General features: G+C 67.7%; 17 protein-coding genes. 12 read left to right on the forward strand and 5 right to left on the reverse strand.

The window, feature by feature from the left end; all coding sequences use genetic code 11:
• Positions 1-52 precede the first annotated feature (52 nt).
• A complete protein-coding gene (locus Q8K49_RS13195) occupies positions 53-1,219 on the forward strand; it encodes an FAD-dependent oxidoreductase (RefSeq protein WP_305306546.1) in 1,167 nt (388 codons plus the stop codon).
• Between the two features lie 6 nt (positions 1,220-1,225).
• Here Q8K49_RS13195 and Q8K49_RS13200 read toward each other — a convergent pair whose 3' ends face one another.
• From Q8K49_RS13200 to Q8K49_RS13220, 5 genes are all read right to left on the reverse strand, one after another.
• On the reverse strand, positions 1,226-1,876 hold the full coding sequence (locus tag Q8K49_RS13200; protein WP_305306547.1) for a 3-oxoacid CoA-transferase subunit B: 651 nt from the start codon (positions 1,874-1,876) through the stop codon (positions 1,226-1,228).
• Between the two features lie 134 nt (positions 1,877-2,010).
• Positions 2,011-2,325: a four helix bundle protein gene (locus Q8K49_RS13205; protein ID WP_305306548.1), complete on the reverse strand. Its 315-nt coding sequence runs from the start codon at positions 2,323-2,325 to the stop codon at positions 2,011-2,013.
• Positions 2,326-2,360: 35 nt separating this feature from the next.
• Positions 2,361-3,065 carry a CoA transferase subunit A gene (locus Q8K49_RS13210; RefSeq protein ID WP_305306549.1) on the reverse strand — a complete coding sequence of 235 codons (705 nt, stop codon included), beginning with the start codon at positions 3,063-3,065 and terminating at the stop codon, positions 2,361-2,363.
• A gap of 165 nt (positions 3,066-3,230) precedes the next feature.
• Positions 3,231-4,088: a DUF1365 domain-containing protein gene (locus Q8K49_RS13215; protein WP_305306550.1), complete on the reverse strand. Its 858-nt coding sequence runs from the start codon at positions 4,086-4,088 to the stop codon at positions 3,231-3,233.
• A 131-nt stretch (positions 4,089-4,219) separates the two neighbouring features.
• Positions 4,220-5,584, reverse strand: a complete 1,365-nt coding sequence (locus tag Q8K49_RS13220) for an NAD(P)/FAD-dependent oxidoreductase (protein ID WP_305306551.1) — start codon at positions 5,582-5,584, stop codon at positions 4,220-4,222.
• A 117-nt stretch (positions 5,585-5,701) separates the two neighbouring features.
• Between Q8K49_RS13220 and Q8K49_RS13225 the strand changes: the two genes are divergently transcribed.
• The 11 genes from Q8K49_RS13225 to Q8K49_RS13275 all read left to right on the forward strand — a co-directional run bounded on the left by Q8K49_RS13225 (position 5,702) and on the right by Q8K49_RS13275 (position 18,126).
• Positions 5,702-6,733, forward strand: coding sequence for a cyclopropane-fatty-acyl-phospholipid synthase family protein (locus Q8K49_RS13225; protein WP_305306552.1), 1,032 nt, complete (start codon positions 5,702-5,704; stop codon positions 6,731-6,733).
• Between the two features lie 12 nt (positions 6,734-6,745).
• Positions 6,746-7,159, forward strand: coding sequence for a DUF2177 family protein (locus Q8K49_RS13230; protein WP_305306553.1), 414 nt, complete (start codon positions 6,746-6,748; stop codon positions 7,157-7,159).
• A gap of 109 nt (positions 7,160-7,268) precedes the next feature.
• Positions 7,269-8,177, forward strand: a complete 909-nt coding sequence (locus Q8K49_RS13235; RefSeq protein WP_305306554.1) for a DUF459 domain-containing protein — start codon at positions 7,269-7,271, stop codon at positions 8,175-8,177.
• 2 nt (positions 8,178-8,179) lie between these two features.
• Positions 8,180-9,427 (forward strand): GDSL-type esterase/lipase family protein, encoded by a 1,248-nt coding sequence (locus Q8K49_RS13240; protein WP_305306555.1) that lies wholly within the window; start codon positions 8,180-8,182, stop codon positions 9,425-9,427.
• Complete coding sequence (locus Q8K49_RS13245; RefSeq protein ID WP_305306556.1) at positions 9,428-10,828, forward strand: MBOAT family protein; 1,401 nt, start codon at positions 9,428-9,430, stop codon at positions 10,826-10,828.
• A gap of 15 nt (positions 10,829-10,843) precedes the next feature.
• Complete coding sequence (locus Q8K49_RS13250) at positions 10,844-11,341, forward strand: hypothetical protein (RefSeq protein ID WP_305306557.1); 498 nt, start codon at positions 10,844-10,846, stop codon at positions 11,339-11,341.
• A gap of 65 nt (positions 11,342-11,406) precedes the next feature.
• Positions 11,407-13,854, forward strand: a complete 2,448-nt coding sequence (locus Q8K49_RS13255) for a prolyl oligopeptidase family serine peptidase (RefSeq protein ID WP_305306558.1) — start codon at positions 11,407-11,409, stop codon at positions 13,852-13,854.
• 121 nt (positions 13,855-13,975) lie between these two features.
• Complete coding sequence (locus tag Q8K49_RS13260; RefSeq protein WP_305306559.1) at positions 13,976-15,388, forward strand: circularly permuted type 2 ATP-grasp protein; 1,413 nt, start codon at positions 13,976-13,978, stop codon at positions 15,386-15,388.
• A gap of 135 nt (positions 15,389-15,523) precedes the next feature.
• Positions 15,524-16,456 carry an alpha-E domain-containing protein gene (locus Q8K49_RS13265; protein WP_305306560.1) on the forward strand — a complete coding sequence of 311 codons (933 nt, stop codon included), beginning with the start codon at positions 15,524-15,526 and terminating at the stop codon, positions 16,454-16,456.
• 3 nt (positions 16,457-16,459) lie between these two features.
• Positions 16,460-17,287 carry a transglutaminase family protein gene (locus Q8K49_RS13270; protein WP_305306561.1) on the forward strand — a complete coding sequence of 276 codons (828 nt, stop codon included), beginning with the start codon at positions 16,460-16,462 and terminating at the stop codon, positions 17,285-17,287.
• A gap of 74 nt (positions 17,288-17,361) precedes the next feature.
• Positions 17,362-18,126, forward strand: coding sequence for a peptidase (locus Q8K49_RS13275; RefSeq protein ID WP_305306562.1), 765 nt, complete (start codon positions 17,362-17,364; stop codon positions 18,124-18,126).
• Positions 18,127-18,229 lie beyond the last annotated feature (103 nt).

Raw genomic sequence — 18,229 nt, forward strand, 5'->3', positions numbered from 1 at the left:
GATGATACCGGCTTGGGGCTGGCGCGACGGGAGAACCACACTGGACGTTCAGTTGCACCGCCGAATGGTACTGGCCGGCCTCGCCTCCGCCGGACTCACAAGCTGCGCCTCGGCGCCCGTGGTCACGCCGACGGCGACGCGGCCCGTCTTCCAGCCCAAAGCCTTGGCCCCCTTGCTGACCGATCCGGGCCGGCTGAGTCGCATCACTGTCTGCCTCAGGCCGTTTCGGGCCCAGGGGCCGCGCATCGAGACCGAGACGGTCGGCGACAAGCGGGTGGTTCACAACTACGGCCACGGCGGATCGGGCTGGTCCCTGGCGTGGGGATCAGCGGCCGTGGCCCGCGAGTTGGCGCTTGAGGGCGGCCAGCGGCAGGTGGCCGTGATCGGCTGTGGCGCGCTGGGCCTTACCTCGGCGCTGCAGACGTTGAGGGCCGGCGCCCAGGTCACCATCTACGCCGCCGAACGGACCCCCTATACGCGCTCGGCCCGGGCCACCGGCGTCTGGTCGCCCGATTCGCGGATCGCCGCCGCCGCCGCTGTGTCAGCGGACTTTCCGGCGCGTTGGGAAGCGATGGCGCGGCGGTCGTGGGTCGATCATCACGCCTTTGTCGGCCTGGATGGCGACCCGGTGCGGTTCATCGACCAGTACAATCTGGAAGACGCGCCTGGGGCCGGCGGCGCGGTCGGGCCGGCGCCGACACCGGGTCGGGTGGGGTTCGCCCGCTACGGCGACCGTCTGGCGGGCCTGACGCCCCGATCGCGCGAACTGCGGCCGGACGAGCATCCCTTCCGCGTGCCGACGGCGAGCGTCGGGCCGATCATGACCTTCAATGTGGCCGAGTACGCGCGGCAGCTGACGGAAGCTTTCCTGATGGAGGGCGGGCGCATCGTGCAGCGGACGTTCTATCATCCCTCTGAACTGGCGGACCTGGCCGAGCCGGTGGTGGTGAACTGCACAGGCTATGGCGCGCGCGCCCTGTTCCGGGACGAAAGCATCATACCGGTCCGGGGCCAGATCGCCTGGCTGCCGCCGCAGCCCGAGGTGACCTACGGGCTCTTCTATCGGGGGATCGGCATGGTGCCGCGGGCCGACGGCATCGTCATCCAGGCCAACGGCCGCAACCAGATGGTCGGCTATGGCGTGGCGGACGAGACGCCGGACCGCGCCGAGGCCGAGCAGGCGCTGGCGGCGCTCGGGACCCTGTTCGCCAACGCCTGACGCGGGTCAGCCGACGCCGGGCGCGATAGAGTAGGTCGCCTCGGTTTTGCTTGCGACCTCTTCGAGGGTGACGCCCTCGGCCAGTTCGATCAGCTCCAGGCCCGCACCGTCCGGCTTGACGTCGAAGACGCAGAGGTCGGTGATGACCCGGCTGACCACGCCCGTGCCGGTCAGGGGCAGGGTGCAGGATTTCAGCACCTTGGACTGGCCGTGCTTGTTGGCGTGATCCATGACCACGACCACGCGCTTGACGCCGGCGACCAGGTCCATGGCCCCGCCCATGCCTTTCACCAGTTTGCCAGGGATCATCCAGTTGGCGATGTCGCCGTTCTCGGCCACCTCCATGGCGCCGAGGATGGACAGGTTGATGTGGCCGCCGCGGATCATCGCGAAACTGTCGGCCGAGCTGAAATAGCTGCTTTCGGCGATCTCGGTGATGGTCTGTTTGCCGGCGTTGATCAGGTCGGCGTCGACCTCGTCCTCATAGGGAAAGGGGCCCATGCCGAGCATGCCGTTCTCGGACTGGAGGGTGACCTCCATGCCGTGCGGAATATAGTTGGCGACCAGGGTCGGAATGCCGATGCCCAGGTTGACGTAGAAGCCGTCCTGGAGCTCGCGGGCGGCGCGTTCGGCCAGTTGTTCGCGGGTGCGGGGCATGAGGATGATCCGGGTGTGGGGGATGGGGTGTGGGGTGTTCGAGAAGTCTGGGCTCGGAGTGTGGGGTTCAGCTGTCGGCGGCGTCGCGCGCGCGGAGTGATCGGATGAGGACCCCGAGGCCTCGGCCCAGTTGATCACATCGGCCCAGCACCGGGTCTATCTCGGCTTGGGGTGTGACCGACTTCCGTAGCGATGATCAGGTGTGTTTCCAGTTCCTTGAGCGATCCCTGCGCGATCATCAGGTGTCTGACGTAGTCGTTGCGCGAGCCTCTCCCGTATCCTTCGGCAATGTTGGCCGGGACTGACACCGCAGAGCGTCTGATCTGGGAGGTCAGGCCGAACAACTCGTCCTTCGGGAACTCTCGGGTGACGAGGTAGCACGCCTTAGCAAGGGCGATGCCGTCACGCCAGACGGTCAGTTCCCGGTAGGATTTGAGCGGCGCTGTCACCTTTCACACCCCATACCCGACACCCTACCCCCTATTCAGTCGCTCTCGCGGGCCCGGACCGTGCGCTGTTCGATGCGCTTCTCGGGCACGGTCAGGACGATGCGATCGACGTAGATGCCCGGGGTGTGGATCTGGTCGGGGTCGAAGGTCCCCGTCGGCACGATGTGCTCGACCTCGACGACGGTGACCTTGCCGGCCGTAGCCATCATCGGATTGAAGTTGCGGGCGGTCTTGCGGAACTGGAGATTGCCGCGGCCGTCAGCCTTCCACGCCTTGACGATCGACAGGTCGGCGACGAGGCCGGTCTCCATGACATAGTCGCGGCCGCCGAAGTTGCGGACTTCCTTACCCTCGGCGACAAGCGTGCCGACGCCGGTGGCGGTGAAGAAGGCCGGGATGCCGGCGCCGCCGGCGCGGATGCGTTCGGCGAGGGTGCCCTGCGGGTTGAACTCGAGCTGGAGCTCTCCGGCCAGATACTGGCGCTCGAACTCCTTGTTCTCGCCGACGTAGGACGAGATCATCTTGGCGATCTGGCGGGTGCCCAGCAGCTGACCGAGGCCGAAGCCGTCGACGCCCGCGTTGTTGGAGATGACGGTCAGGTCCTTGACCCCGCTGTCGCGCAGGGCGGCGATCAGGTGTTCGGGGATGCCGCACAGGCCGAAGCCGCCGGACATGACGGTCATGCCGTCGAAGGTCAGGCCCTCGAGAGCGGACGCCGCGTCGGGGAAGATCTTCCGCATCGCTTCCTCATATTTTCACCACCTGATGAATATTGGCGGCGCTCGTCCGTCCGTACCGTGGGGATGCGACACGGGCAAGGCGAGCGGCAAAAAACACCGTTCGAAGCGTCCGAAGCGTCCACTGCGTCCGGACCCACCATGCCCCGACCATAGCGTGCGTGTACGTCAGAAACGGACGGAGCCCTCGGTCACCGGCTGTTCGGGCGGGGCGCCGCGGTGGCGGTATCGGGCGCCTTTGATCATCATCTTCACCGCCTCCCAATGAATGCCCCAAGTGACTTTCCACGTCAGCAGCGGATGGGTGACGAAGGCGCGAAGCAACTCGCTGTCGGTCAGGGGTCGGCGCTGGCCGGCGAAACTGGCTGTCAGGATGGGCAAATCGCCCCGGCGCACCGCCACGATGACAGACACGGCTTCTCCCGGCGGCAGGACGGTAAAATCATAGGTCAAGTCGCGATCCATAAAGGGCGAGACAAACAGCTGCTTTTTGACGGTTTGCCGCACTGGGCCCGTCCGGTTTGCCGGAACAGCGACGAGATAGCTGTGGCGCTCGTGGAAGGTGTTGGTGACCTCATAAACCAGGGCCGCCAGCGCACCGTCGGGCGTGTGGCAGAAGAAGACACTGATCGGGTTGAAGCCGTAGCCGAGGATGCGCGGCATCGTCAGCAGCCGGATCGGCCCGCCGGCGATGTCGATGCCGGCACCGGTCAGATGGCCCTCGACCTGGGCGCGCAGGGGGCGGCCGGAGCGGTCGCCGTGGTCGGCGGCCCTCAGGCTGATCAGGCCGAAGCGTGCCCGGCCCAGCAGGCGCAGGCGATCCTGAAGCCCATCCAGTTCATCGAGATCGGCCAGCACCATCCACAGGCGATAGCGCAGGCGGTGGTCGAAAGTGCGCGACCGCTGATGCACGACCTCGCCCGTGTAGAGGGCGCTGACGGTGTCCTTCCCCCCTTGCGGGGGAAGGTGGCTCGCGGAGCGAGACGGATGGGGGGTCAGCGCGCCCCTTTTGATGGTCGAATACATGTTGCCGGATCGTAGGCGGGCGAGACCGGAGAACACACCCCCCATCCGACCGGCTTCGCCGGCCAGGTCGGCCGATCGCGCTGCGATCGTCCTCCACCCCCGCAAGGGGGGAAGGGCTTGAGGGGCGAGGGTCACGCCACCTTTGCCAGCGGCGGAGGCAAGGCGGTGATCTGAATCCGCCCGCTTTCATTCTCGACCGACCACGGCCGGCGCACGCCGCCCAACTGCTCGGCGACGGCCAGTCCGGCCTGCAGGCCGTCCTCGTGGAAGCCTGAGCCGAACCAGGCCCCGGCAAACCAGATATTGCGGCGGCCTTGCAGGCTCCAGAGCTCGGACTGGGCGGCGACGGCGGCGGCGTCGAACACCGGGTGCTCATAGTCCCACTCGCCGATCACCAGTGCCGGGTCGGGCGCCTTGGCCGGGTTCAGGCTGACGAACAGGGGCGGGCCGGGCAGGGACTGGAGCTCGTTCATCCAGTAGGTCACGCCGCCTTCGCCCGCGCGGTCGGAATAGCCCAGATGTGTCCAGGCGGCCCAGGCCTTGCGCCGTTTGGGCATCAGCGAGGCGTCGCGGTGCAGGATGACGTGATTGGGCCGATAGCCGATGGCGCCCAGCAGGCGGCGGTCTTCCGCTGACGGCGCTTCCAGCAGCTTCAGGGCCTGGTCGGAATGGGTCGCCAGCACCACGGCGTCGAACCGCTCCAGCCGCCCGTCGTCGAACCGCAGCGCCGCGCCGTCGAGACCGCGCAGCACCCCGACCACGCCCGCACTGGTGACGACCCGGCCGCGGAAGGCCTCGGTCAGTCGCGTCACATAGGAGCGGCTGCCGCCCTCCACCGTGCGCCATGTCGGTCTCAGATCCACCTTGAGGAGGTTGTGGTTCATGTAGAACCGAACGAAGGAGGCCGCAGGATAGTCAGCCATCTGTCCCATGGTGCAGGACCAGATGGCGGCGGCCTGGGGCAGCAGATGCGCTTCGCGGAACAGGGCGCCGTAGCCGCCACGCACCAGATAGGTTTCGAGCGTCTCGCCGGTCCGTTCCAGCTCCGCCAGATCGCGGGGGGCCTGTTTCTGAAACCGCAGCAGGTCGCCGATCATGCGCCAGAATCTGGGACTGGCGTAGTTGCGCTTCTGGGCGAACAGGGCGCCGATACCCTGGCTGCAGTATTCGAAGGCGCCGTCGTCGATGGAGACGGCGAAGGACATCATGGCCGGCTTGGTCGGCACGTTCAGATGCGCGAACAGCGCCGTCAGATTGGGATAGTTGGTCTCGTTATAAACGATGAAGCCGGTGTCGACTGCGACCGGCTCATGCGGCGCCGGCGCATCCACGGTGCTGGAATGGCCGCCCAGCCGATCGTCAGCCTCGAACAGGGTGACGTCATGCTCCTGCGACAGCAGCCAGGCGCAGGACAGGCCCGATATGCCCGACCCGACCACGGCGATGCGAAGGCCGGCGGACGAGGCGGGCGTCTCCGCGACGAGATGAGGGGGCATGCCGACTCCAGACTGTGGTTGCGAAGAGCTACGGCGGAAACAGCGCGGCGGATGCCGTTCATCCGGATGCTACGCTGCGGCGTAGCTGTGGGATAGTCAGGCCTGCCAGGAGCGCCCATGTCCATCACGAACGTCGCCATACGCCGGCTGCAAGATGCGCCATTCCCGGATTTTATCGCCCGCCCGGCGATCGACAGTCTGGTCAGCGAGGCGCGAAAGCGGCTGGACCGCGAGGCGCCGCATGACGAGGCCGTCTTCGCCCGTGACATGGCCCTGCGCGCCATCGCCGAACACACAGCGGCGGCCAATGAGCAACATTATGAGCTGCCGCCTGAGTTTTTCGAGATTTGCCTGGGCGCGCGGCTGAAATATTCCTGCTGCCTCTATCCGTCCGCCGACACGACGCTGGATCAGGCCGAAGAGGCGGCGCTGGCCGACACCTGCGCCCACGCGGCCCTGATGGACGGTCAGAGGGTCCTGGAGCTGGGCTGCGGCTGGGGCTCGCTGAGCCTGTGGATGGCGGAGCGGTATCCGAACTCGGCCATCACCGCCGTGTCGAACAGCCATGGCCAACGCGGGCACATCGAGGCCCAGGCGGAGGCGCGCGGTCTGACCAATCTGACGGTCATCACCTGCGACATGAACGACTTCGTTCCGGCTGCCACAGACGGCTTCGACCGCATCGTCTCGGTCGAGATGTTCGAGCATATGGCCAACTGGCGCGCCCTGCTGACGCGGGCCCATGGCTGGTTGAAACCGGACGGGCGGATGTTCATTCACATCTTCACCCACCGCGACGCGCCCTACCGCTTCGACCACACCGACAGCGGCGACTTCATCGCCCAGCATTTCTTCACCGGCGGGGTCATGCCCAGCCGGGGCCTTATGCGGCAGTTCCCGGACCTGTTCCGGGTTGAGCGGGAGTGGACCTGGAACGGGATTAACTATCAGCGCACCGCCGACCACTGGCTGGCCAATATGGACGCCAACGGCGACCGGGTGATGGAGCTGATGCGCGAGACCTACGGCGCGGACGCGGCCCTGTGGAGGAGGCGCTGGCGGCGGTTCTATCTTGCCACGGCCGGGCTGTTCGGCAACGACGGCGGCAACACCTGGGCGGTCAATCACTATCTGCTGAAGCCTGCGTAAAGGCCTGAAGACATGATCAAATACATCGTCGCCTATCTGGGCGCGGGTCTGACCTTCGCGGCGATCGACGCGGTCTGGCTGACCACCATGGCCGACCGACTGTACAAGCCGGTGCTGGGTCCGATCCTGGCCGACAAGCCGGATATGAAGGCGGCGGTCGCCTTCTATCTGATCTCCATCTTCGGGACGGTCTTTCTGGCCATCGAGCCGGCCTTGCGCGAAGGGGCGTGGCAGCGGGCGGCGCTCAACGGGGCGGTGCTGGGGTTCGTGGCCTACGCCACCTACGACCTGACCAACCAGGCGACGCTGAACGTCTGGTCGTTGAAGCTGACCCTGATCGACCTGTTGTGGGGTACGACACTGACCACCGTCTCGGCGCTGGGCGGATATTTCGCCGCGAGATGGGCCGAAGGAAGGTTCGGCTAAGGGCCCTCGGGATTAACCTTTTTCTTCCCGCGAGACGGGCGCGAGGTGGCCAGATCGCAGCGATAGGGTAAAAGGTTGGACTGGACGTGGTTCAGTCGGGGAAAAGGCTTTGCGTGCTGGCGTCAATGCACTGACGGCGATCTTCGTGGTCGGCGTTCTGGCCGGACTGGCGTTGACGCCGGACGGTCGGGCGTGGCTGCGCAATCCGACCGTCATGCTGGGCGACAAGGCCGCGGCCTCCGCGCCGCCGACGCCTGCGCCGGTAGCCGCCCCGCCGACGCCTGCGCCCATACCCGCCATGGCCCGTGTGACGCCGCTGAACGCGCGGCTGGCCCAGGGTCCGCTGCGCATCGGCGTCTTCGGGGACTCCATGGCTGACGGTCTGTACGCCGGTCTGTATCGCGACCTGCAGGACCAGCCGAACGTCTCGGTGGCCAAATTCTCGCAGGTTTCGACCGGGCTGAGCCGCTACGACTATGTGAACATCCACGCCAAGACCCAGGCCCAGCTCGACGAGCATCCGGTCGATGTGGCCGTGATGCTGTTCGGCACCAATGACGCCCAGGGCATCGACACCGGCGGCGTGGTGCACATGTTCGGCACCGACGGCTGGAAGGCCGCCTATGCCCAGCGGATCGACGATCTGGTCGCCCTGCTGCGCAGCCGCGACGTGGCGGTCTACTGGGTCGGTCTGCCGCGGATGAAGCGCGACAGTTTCGACGGCCGGATGACGCTGATCAACGGCGTGGTCGAGGCCCGGATGCGGGCGCTGGGCGTGCCCTATATCGAAACCGTGGGCCTGACCTCGAACGCCGAGGGCGGTTACGAGGCCTATCTGCCAACCGCCGGGGGACGCCGCGTGCTGATGCGCGCCGGCGACGGCATTCACATGTCGATGGCCGGCTATCTGCGCATGAGCGCCCCCGTCGCGGCGCGGCTGAAGCGTGACGCCGGTCTGGACCGCCCGCAGGCCGCGGCAATCCCGGCCTCCGCCCCGCCCGTCTCGCCAGCCGCCTGAGCATGAGGGGGTTCGTCGGAGCCCTCGTCGCGGCTTTTCTTGCGTCCGCGGCGGCGGCCCAGGTTCCCTATGGCCCGGCCGAAACGCTCGCGCCGGGCGCTTCCGTCTGCCCGGGCGGCCTGTGTCAGCCTGAAGCGCTGGCCGGGGTGTTCGAGGCCTTGGCGCGGGCCGAAACAGGCAGCGACCCGGCGCCGGTTCATATCCTGCAGATCGGCGACAGCCATACCGCGGGCGACCGTATCACCGGCAAGCTCAGGGCGGCGCTGCAGGCGCGGTTCGGCGATGGCGGTCGCGGGGTGCTGCCGCCCGGCGTGCCTTATGATGGCTATGCGCCCTTGCAGGTCGAGGTGACGGCGAGCGGATGGACGACCACGCTGGCGCCGCTGGCGGGTAATGCGGGCTACGTCCGGGCCGGGGTAGGACTGACCGGGGTGCAGGCGATCACGGTGCAGCCGGGGAGCACGCTGACCTTCAGGCGGGAGTCGGTGTCGCCCGCTTTCGTGCACATCGGTCTGTGCGGTGAAGGGCCCGGACGACTGGAGGTGGCGACGGAGGACGAGAGCTGGTCCGTGGACTTCGGCGAGGAACGCTGTGCGACCCTGTACGCCGACGGGAGCCCGCGACAGGTTGAACTCCGTGCGCTGGATGGCGTCCTGTCGCTGCATGACGTGCGCCTGACCAACATCGCTCCGGGCGTTGAGTTGTCCAACCTCGGCGTGGTCGGGGCGACGCTCAGGGATTTGGCCGCGCGTGACCAGAGGGTGGTGGCGCGGGAGCTGGCTGCCTGGCGGCCGACGCTGATCGTGCTGGCGTTCGGCACCAATGAAGGGTTCGACGACGCGCTGGACGCGCGGGCCTATGAGGCGCTGCTGCGGGGACAGATCGTGCGCCTGCGACGGCTGGCGCCGGGGGCCTCGCTGATGATCCTCGGCGCGCCGGACGCCCTGCGCAACGGCGTTGTCGACGGATGCAGCGCGGACGGGCGCCGGGCGCCGCCGCCGTCGCTGGCGGTGGTGCGGGACGTGCAACGCCGGGTCGCCGCCGACACGGGTGTGGCGTTCTGGGACTGGCACGGGCGGATGGGCGGCGACTGTTCAGCGGATCGGCTGGCGACGAGGGACGAGCCCTTCATGTTGCGCGATCGCGTGCATTTCAGCTCGGCCGGCGCGGACTGGATCGGCGGGGTGCTGCACGCCGATCTGATGGCCGCCTATGAGGCCTGGTCGGCGCGGCGCGGGGGGGCGGAATAGATGCTGTTTCCTACGCTGGCTTTCGGTGTCTTCTTCCTGTTCGTCTATTTCACCGCCTGGTCGCTGGACCGCGAGAACGGGCGGCGCAAGCTGTTCCTGCTGCTGGCCAGCTGGTTCTTCTATGCCCAGTGGGACTGGCGGTTCGTCGCCCTGCTGATCGGCTCGGCGGTGCTGAACTGGGGCGTCGGGGCGCTGATCGCGCGACAGCCCGGGGCGAAGAAGGCGTGGCTGGTCGGGCTGGGCGTCGCGGCCAATCTGCTGATCCTCGGCTTCTTCAAATACTATGGCTTCTTCATCGAGCAGGCGGGCGATCTGCTGATGCGGTTCGGCTGGGAGCGGGATCTGCCGCTGCTGCAGATCGTGCTGCCGGTGGGGATCAGCTTCTTCACCTTCCAGGGGATCAGCTACGTCGTGGACGTGCATCGCGGCAAGACGCCGGCGGCGAAGAGCCTGCTCGACGTCATGCTGCTGATGAGCTTCTTCCCGCACCTGGTGGCGGGACCGATCGTGCGGGCCTCGGACCTGCTGCCCCAGTTCGACCGGACCCCGCGGCTGACGCGGGCGATGGCCACCCACGGCCTGCTGCTGATCGTGTGGGGGCTGTTCAAGAAGACCGTCATCGCGTCCGAGATTTCGGTGAACCTGGTCGATCCGGTGTTCTTCGATCCGTCGGCCTATGGGGGCATCGACATCGCAGCGGCGGTCTACGGCTATGCGGTCCAGATCTATTGCGACTTCTCGGCCTATTCGGACATGGCCATCGGGATCGCCGCCCTGCTGGGTTATTCCTTCCCGCGCAATTTCGACCAGCCGTACCGGGCGTCGTCGATGCAGAGTTTCTGGCGGCGCTGGCATATCAGCCTGTCCAGCTGGCTGCGGGACTATCTGTATGTGCCGCTGGGGGGCGGGCGGAAGGGGCTGATCTCGTCCTGCATCAACGTCTTCATCACCATGGTGCTGGGCGGGCTGTGGCACGGAGCGGCCTGGACCTTTCTGGCCTGGGGCGCCCTGCACGGCGGGGTTCAGGTGATCGAACGGCTGGGCCGGGCGGCGTTCGGCGATCGCAAGGTTGTGCCGACGGTGGTCGGGGTGCTGGTCACCTTCCACATTGTCTGCCTTGGCTGGATCCTGTTCCGGGCCGAGAATTTCGATCTGGCCATGGCCATGCTGCAGGGGCTGGGGCGGATCGGGCCGGTCACGGCGCTGACGCCGCTGCTGCTGACCCTCATCGTCGGCGGTCTGGCCATGCACTGGCTGCCGCCACGCGCCATCGAGGGCATGGCCGAGCGGCTCAAGGCGGCGCCGTCTCTGACCCTGGGCCTGCTGCTCGGGGCCGCCTTCCTGCTCATCGAGGCGGTGCGTCCGGACGGCGTGGCCCCCTTTATCTATTTCCAGTTCTGAGGCGTTGGACCCGAAATGACCGACGAGCGCGATCCTCCCGATATCCCGCTTCAGCCGTTTCCGGTTCACCGGCCGGAATCGCCCTTCCCGCCGCTGTACGAGAGCCTGCCGCCGGGGCCGGGCGATCCCTACAGCGACTGGAATCAGAACGCCGACGCCCACGACCTGCCGACGCGCGAGAACCGGCTGGCGGCGCTGGGGCGGTTCGCCTTTCCGCCCGCTCCGCCGTTGGACGATGAAGGCGTCGCGGCCCGCGACCGGCGCTGGACAAGCCGGACGATCTTCGTGACCGCGGCCTTCCTGCTGGTGTTCAACGCCGTCTCGCCCCTGAATTGGTCGCGGCAGCAGCCGCCGGGCTGGTTGCAGGGCACGGTGCAGTCGCTGTCCGAAGTGTGGGTGGCGCAACTGGCCGTGTTCGGCGTGGACATGCCCCGGCAGGGCGTCCGCGACGCCTGGATGGCGGCGTGTGACGCGCGGTTCCTGGGTCAGGAGCCGGCGCCGACCGCGCCTTGACCGGAGCCTTCCCCGCCCCCTAGCGTGCGGCGCCCATCGGGGCCGGTACTCCTGGGGAATTGATCATGCGTCATCGTCTGCTCGGCCGGGCCATGCCCGCCTTCGTCCTGCTGGCCGTTCTGGCCGGGCCCGCCCTGGCGCAGGAAGGCCGGACCTATCAGCAGCCGCCGGCGCCGATCGCTGACATCCTCGACACCAAACCGACGCCGACGCCCAGCCTGTCGCCGGACCGGACGACCCTGGCCCTGTACGACCGCGCCAACCTGCCGCCGATCGCCGAACTGGCCGAGCCGATGCTGCGGCTCGCAGGATATCGGATCAATCCGCGCAACAACGGCCAGGCCAACAGCCGTGTGGCCTGGCTGACCGGTCTGAGCTTCCAGCCGGTGGCGGGCGGCCCCGCCCGGACCGTCAGCCTGCCGGCCAATGCGCGCTTCGTCTCGCCGGGCTGGTCGCCCGACGGCCGGTCGCTGGCCCTGCTGATGGATGCGCCGACCGGGCTGGAGCTGTGGACCGTTGATGTCGCCAGCGGCGGCGCACGCAAGCTGACCGACGCCCGGGTCAACGCCGCGGGCGGCGGGGCCTTTGATTGGCTGCCGGACAGTTCGGGTCTGGTGGTACGGATGACACCCGAGGGCCGCGGCCCCGCGCCCGACGTCAGCCGTCCGCCCGAGGGGCCGATCGTTGAGGAGAGCCTCGGCCGGACGGCCCCGGCAAGGACCTATCAGGATCTGCTGTCCAACGCCGGCGACGAGGCCCTGTTCGAACACTATTTCACCTCGCAGCTGACGCTCGTACCGCTCGACGGCGCGGCGCGGACGCTCGGGGCGCCGGCGGTCTATCTGGGCTCGGGCGTATCGCCGGACGGGCGCTATATTCTGCAAACGACGGTGAAGCATCCCTACAGCTACGTCGTCCCGGCGGCCCTGTTCCCGGCTGAGGTGGTGGTGACCGACCTGCAGGGCCGGGTGGTGCACCGGGTCGCCGACCTGCCGTTGCGCGACAACATCCCGACCCCGTTCGATTCCGTGGCGCCGGGCCCGCGCTCGGCCCAGTGGCGGGCCGATGCGCGCTCGACCCTGACTTGGGTCGAGGCCCAGGACGGCGGCGATCCGCGCACGCCGGCAGAGGTGCGTGACCGGGTCTTCACCCTGGCCGCGCCGTTCACCGGCCAGCCGACGCCCCTGATCGACCTGAAGGATCGCTACGGCGGCGTGATCTGGGGCGACGCGGATACGGCGCTGGTGATCAGCCGGCAGTTCAACAACCGGCGCGAGACCCGCTATCTGGTCGATCCTTCCAACCCCGGTCAGGGCCGCACCCTACTGGAGCGGAACTATCAGGACCGCTACAACGACCCGGGCTTCCCGGTGACCGAGGCCAACGCCAGCGGCTTCCCGGTGATGCGGTTCACCGCTGATGGCGCGCGGGTGCTGATGACCGGGGCCGGAGCGACGCGGGCAGGGGAGTATCCCTTCCTGTCGACCATGGACCTGACCACCGGTGCGACCGAGCGCGTCTGGACCTCGGCCGACGGGGTCTATGAGAGCGTCGTCGGCATTCTGGACGAGGACGGACGGCGGCTGCTGACGCGACGCGAAACGAGAAACGACCCGCCCAACCTCTTCGTTCGTGATCTGGACGCCCAGGCGACGGCGCTGACCGCCTTCCCCGACCCGGCCCCGCAACTGGCCGGGGTGACCAAACAGCTGATCAGCTACACCCGCGCCGACGGGGTTCAGCTGTCCGGAACGCTGTATCTGCCGGCGGGCTATGACAAGGATCGCGACGGGCCGTTGCCGCTGGTGATGTGGGCCTATCCGGCCGAGTTCACCGACGCCGCCGTGGCCGGGCAGGTGGTCGACACCGCGAACCGCTTCACACGGCCGGGCGGCATCAGCCATCTGTTCCTGCTGACCCAGGGCTATGCCGTTCTGGACGATCCCTCGATGCCGATCGTCGGCGTCAACGGGGCCGAACCCAATGACACCTACATCCAGCAGCTGACAGCCAGCGCCGAGGCGGCGGTGAACGCCGTGGTCGAAATGGGCGTGGCCGACCGGGACCGGATCGCCGTCGGCGGGCACAGCTACGGCGCCTTCATGACCGCCAACCTGCTGGCTCACACCGACCTGTTTCGCACCGGCATCGCCCGGTCGGGCGCCTATAACCGCACCCTGACGCCGTTCGGTTTTCAGGCCGAACAGCGGACCTATTGGGAGGCCGGCGACACCTATGACCAGATGTCGCCCTTCACCTTCGCCAACCGGGTCAACGAGCCGATCCTGCTGATCCACGGCGAGGCGGACGACAACTCCGGAACCTTCCCGGTGCAGTCGGAGCGATTCTACGCGGCGCTGAAGGGCAATGGCGCCAACGTTCGCTACGTCGTCCTGCCGCTGGAGGCCCACGGTTACCGGGCGCGGGAGTCCGTCGGCCATACCCTGTGGGAAATGACCCGCTGGCTGGACCAGTATGTGAAGAACGCGGGGCCGCGGGTGGGTTCTGATTGATTTCTCTCCCGGCGGGAGAGGGACGATCCTGACGGACTGAACCTTTGCGGCGGCGCAACATTCCTGTTGCGCCAGCGCCGCTTGTCGGGCCACGCTGTGTGTTCATCGCAACGGGAGCGGCATGGCCTTCGACGAAATGTCAGGTGACGGCGGGGGAGTCCGCGACAGCTATCGCGGACTCGCGCGCTGGCTGGCCGATGCGCCCGAGGGGCTGCTGCAGGCGCGTTCGCGTCAGGCGGAGCTGTTCTTCCGCCGCATGGGCATCACCTTCGCCGTCTATGGCGATGCGGAATCCAGCGAGCGGCTGATCCCCTTCGACGTCGTCCCCCGCATCATCGGCGCGTCCGAATGGGCCGGGCTGGAGGCGGGGCTGGTCCAGCGGGTCCGGGCGATCAACCTGTTCCTGGCCGACGTCTATGGGCCGCAGGAATGCCTGAAGGCGGGCATCGTCCCGGCGAAACTGGTGCTGACCAACCCTCACTATGTGCCCGAGATGCAGGGCCGTCGGCCGCCGCGCGGGGTCTGGGTGCATATCGCCGGCGTCGATCTGGTCCGCACGGGCGAGGACGGCTTCTACGTCCTTGAAGACAACTGCCGCACGCCGTCGGGGGTCTCCTACATGCTGGAGAACCGCGAGATGATGATGCGGTTGTTCCCCGACCTGTTCGCCGACTATCCGGTGAGGCCGGTCGAGACCTATGCCGACATGCTGCTGGCGTCCCTGCGGGGCTCCGCGCCGGAGGCGGCGGGGGCCGATCCGACCATCGTCGTCCTGACGCCCGGGCCGTTCAATTCGGCCTATTACGAACATTCCTTCCTGGCCGACAAGCTGGGCGTCGACCTGGTCGAGGGGCGCGACCTGTTCGTCGATGACGGCAAGGTCTTCATGCGCACCACACAGGGGCGGCAGCAGGTGGATGTGATCTACCGCCGGATCGACGACGACTTCCTCGATCCCCTGACCTTCCGGCCGGATTCGACCCTGGGGGTGCCCGGGCTGATGACGGCCTATCAGGCGGGGACGGTGACCCTGGCCAATGCGGTCGGCACCGGCGTGGCCGACGACAAGGCCGTCTATACCTACATGCCCGAGATCATCCGCTTCTTCACCGGCGAAGAGCCGATCCTGAAGAATGTCCCGACCTGGCGCTGCCGGGAGCCGGAGGCGCTGAAAGAGGTCCTGTCCAGGCTCGACCAGCTGGTGGTCAAGGAGGTCGGCGGCTCGGGCGGCTACGGCATGCTGGTGGGACCGGCCTCGACCAAGGCCGAGATCGAGGCGTTCCGGAAGAAACTGATCAACGATCCCGACGATTTCATCGCCCAGCCCACGCTGGACCTGTCGACCGCGCCGACGCTGGACAAGGGCGAGCTGCACGGCCGCCACGTCGATCTGCGGCCATTCGTGCTGTCGGGTCCCGACGGGGTCAAGGTGGCGCCCGGCGGGCTGACGCGGGTGGCGCTGAAGCCTGGATCGCTGGTGGTCAACTCGAGCCAGGGCGGCGGCACCAAGGACACCTGGGTGCTGGATGTTTGAGGTCAGCGCACGGCCCGCCCCCTCCACCAGCCTTCGGCTGGTCCCCCTCCCCCAAGGGGGGAGGAATGACGTGCCGAAATCCTCCCCCGCAGGGGGAGGGGGACCACGCGCAGCGTGGTGGAGGGGGCAGGCCTGATGCTATCGAGAACCGCAGACAGCCTGTACTGGACTGGCCGCTATATCGAGCGGGCGGATTTCCTCGCGCGCATCCTTGAGGCCACGCTGCGGCTGGCCGCCATTCCGACGCGGGGCGACGGCGATGCCGAGACGGTCTGGGCCAGCGCCCTGGCCTCGGCGGGCGCGCCCAAGGCGCTGGGCCGGTCGCCGACCGAGAAGTCGGTGCGCGAATTTCTGGCCTTCGCCCCGAACAATTCCTCGTCCATCACCGCCTGCATCACCCGCGCCCGCACCAACGCCCGCTCGGTCCGTACGGCCCTGACGGTCGAGCTGTGGGAGGCCATCAACGGGGCCTGGAACGGGCTGGAGGAGCAGGGCCAGCCGACCCGGCGCGACGAGTTCGCGCGGTTTCTGGAATGGGTGAAGACGGTCACCCTGTCAGTCGAGGGCGCGACCTCGCGGACCATGCTGCGCAACGACGGCTACTATTTCCTGCGGCTGGGCGCGGCGATCGAGCGGGCCGACAACACCGCGCGGCTGCTGGACGTCAAATACCATCTGCTGCTGCCCGAGGGCGAGCGGGTCGGCGGGCAGCTGGACTATTTCCAATGGACCACCCTGCTGCGCGAGGTCTCGGCCCTGACGGCCTATCGCTGGGTCTATCGCGATAGCGTCAAGCCGTGGCTGGTAGCTGATCTGCTGGTGCTGAACCGCCAGATGCCGCGCTCTCTGGCCAGCTGTCAGGCCTCGATCGTGCGTTATCTGGAGCGGCTGGCCAACGACTACGGTCGGCGCGGCCCGGCCCAGCGGCTGGCGGCGGACCGGATGCGGGCGTTCGACAATTCGCGCATCGAGGACATCTTCCAGTCCGGCCTGCACGAATACATTCAGGCCTTCCTCGGCGAGAACGGCCGGTTGGGACAGGCCATCCATGACCAGTATCTGAGCTGACAAGTGCGCATCAGCATCGACCACGCCACCACCTATGCCTACGACCGGGCGGCGCGTTTCATCATCCAGACCCTGAGGCTGACGCCCCGCTCCTCCGAGGCTCAGCAGGTCCGCAATTGGCGGGTCGAAACCGACATCGATGCGCGGCTGCGCAAGTCAGAGGACGCCTACGGCAACATCGTCCACACGCTCTATACGGAACAGCCGACGCAAAGCCTGACGATCCGGGTGTCCGGCGAGGTCAGTACGGCCGAGACCGCCGGCGTCGTGCCGCCGGATCAGGAGACGCTGTCGCCGCTCGTCTTCCTGCGCGACACGGCGCTGACCCGGCGGGACAAGTTGATCGCGGTTTTTGCCTCGGAGTTCTCCGCCCATCCTCCACTGGAACGGTTGCATCGGCTGATGGCGGGCATCCATGGATCGGTCGCTTTCGAGATTGGCGTCACGACCCCGACCCATACGGCCGCCGAGGTTCTGGCGCTTGGCCGGGGGGTCTGTCAGGACCACGCCCATGTCTTCATCGCCTGCTGCAGGGAGATGGGCGTGCCCGCCCGCTATGTGTCAGGCCATCTGCTGCGGCGGGACGGGCAGGACGATCAGGAGGCCGGCCACGCGTGGGCTGAGGCATGGGTCGAGGATCTCGGCTGGGTCGGCTTCGATCCGGCCAACGGCATCTGTGCCACTGATCGCTATGTTCGCGTGGCGACCGGGCTGGACTATCTGGGTGCGGCGCCGGTGCGAGGGGCCAGCTATGGCGGCGGCGGCGAGCGGCTGGCGGTGCGGCTGAACGTGCGTGATGCCGACATGCAACAGGGTCAACAGCAGGCGTAGGTCGTGGGTTATCCGACGCGGGAATCTGTTACCGTGCACATCATGACGGACTGGCTGCGGGAATCGCGCGCCGCATGACCTACTGCGTGGGCATGCTGGTCGAGGAGGGGTTGGCGTTGATCGCCGACACCCGCACCAATGCGGGCGTTGACAGCATCTCGACCTATCGCAAGCTGCATGTCGTCGACCGGCCCGGCGAGCGGGTGCTGGGCGTCTGTACCGCGGGAAACCTGTCGGTCACCCAGACGGCCCTCGCCATGGCGCGTGAGGGAGTCCATCTGAACGTCGGGGAGCCGGCCCAGACGCTGGAGACAGCGCCGACCCTGTTCCGATGCGCGCAGATTCTGGGCCACGCCCTGCGCAGCGTGCGGCTGTCGATCGCGCCGGCGCTGGAAGCCGACAGTCTGAACACCTCGGCCTCGATGCTGCTGGGCGGCCAGATCAACGGCGGGCAGATGGGGCTGTTCCTGATCTACAGCCAGGGCAATTTCATCGAGTGCGGGCAGGACACCCCCTACCTCCAGATCGGCGAGCTGAAATACGGCAAGCCGATCCTCGAAAGCGGACTTGGGTACGACTCCTCGCTGGCCGAGGCCGTGAAGCTGGGGTTGATCTCGTTCTCGACCACCATGCGGTCGAACGTGGGCGTGGGAGCGCCGTTCGACGTCCTGACCGTGCGCCGGGACTACTTCAGCGGCGAACAGCGGCGGATCGAGCAGGACGATTCCTATTTCGCCGACCTGCACCTGCGCTGGACCCAGGCCCAGGCCGCCGCGCGCCGGTCGATGCCCGAGCCTCCCTGGATGAAGCGGCCCAGACCGTCGGTGGTCGAAAGCTGAGCGGCGTCCGGCGGAACCGCGGAGCTGGCGCGATCCGCCCTGCAGACTGGCCGAACAGCTCGATACGCTCGCCGCCGAGATCCATGGGCTCGAACGTCGGCTG

Origin of the sequence: Brevundimonas sp. (assembly GCF_030682035.1) — a bacterium.
Lineage (GTDB): Bacteria > Pseudomonadota > Alphaproteobacteria > Caulobacterales > Caulobacteraceae > Brevundimonas.

Excerpts from the sequence above, each read along its gene's own strand:
- Q8K49_RS13200 (WP_305306547.1), bottom strand. The coding sequence starts at position 1,876 with ATGCCCCGCACCCGCGAACAACTGGCCGAACGCGCCGCCCGCGAGCTC.
- Q8K49_RS13210 (WP_305306549.1), bottom strand. The coding sequence starts at position 3,065 with ATGCGGAAGATCTTCCCCGACGCGGCGTCCGCTCTCGAGGGCCTGACC.
- Q8K49_RS13215 (WP_305306550.1), bottom strand. The coding sequence starts at position 4,088 with ATGTATTCGACCATCAAAAGGGGCGCGCTGACCCCCCATCCGTCTCGC.
- Q8K49_RS13220 (WP_305306551.1), bottom strand. The coding sequence starts at position 5,584 with ATGCCCCCTCATCTCGTCGCGGAGACGCCCGCCTCGTCCGCCGGCCTT.
- Q8K49_RS13225 (WP_305306552.1), top strand. The coding sequence starts at position 5,702 with ATGTCCATCACGAACGTCGCCATACGCCGGCTGCAAGATGCGCCATTC.
- Q8K49_RS13230 (WP_305306553.1), top strand. The coding sequence starts at position 6,746 with ATGATCAAATACATCGTCGCCTATCTGGGCGCGGGTCTGACCTTCGCG.
- Q8K49_RS13240 (WP_305306555.1), top strand. The coding sequence starts at position 8,180 with ATGAGGGGGTTCGTCGGAGCCCTCGTCGCGGCTTTTCTTGCGTCCGCG.
- Q8K49_RS13245 (WP_305306556.1), top strand. The coding sequence starts at position 9,428 with ATGCTGTTTCCTACGCTGGCTTTCGGTGTCTTCTTCCTGTTCGTCTAT.
- Q8K49_RS13250 (WP_305306557.1), top strand. The coding sequence starts at position 10,844 with ATGACCGACGAGCGCGATCCTCCCGATATCCCGCTTCAGCCGTTTCCG.
- Q8K49_RS13255 (WP_305306558.1), top strand. The coding sequence starts at position 11,407 with ATGCGTCATCGTCTGCTCGGCCGGGCCATGCCCGCCTTCGTCCTGCTG.
- Q8K49_RS13260 (WP_305306559.1), top strand. The coding sequence starts at position 13,976 with ATGGCCTTCGACGAAATGTCAGGTGACGGCGGGGGAGTCCGCGACAGC.
- Q8K49_RS13265 (WP_305306560.1), top strand. The coding sequence starts at position 15,524 with ATGCTATCGAGAACCGCAGACAGCCTGTACTGGACTGGCCGCTATATC.
- Q8K49_RS13275 (WP_305306562.1), top strand. The coding sequence starts at position 17,362 with ATGACCTACTGCGTGGGCATGCTGGTCGAGGAGGGGTTGGCGTTGATC.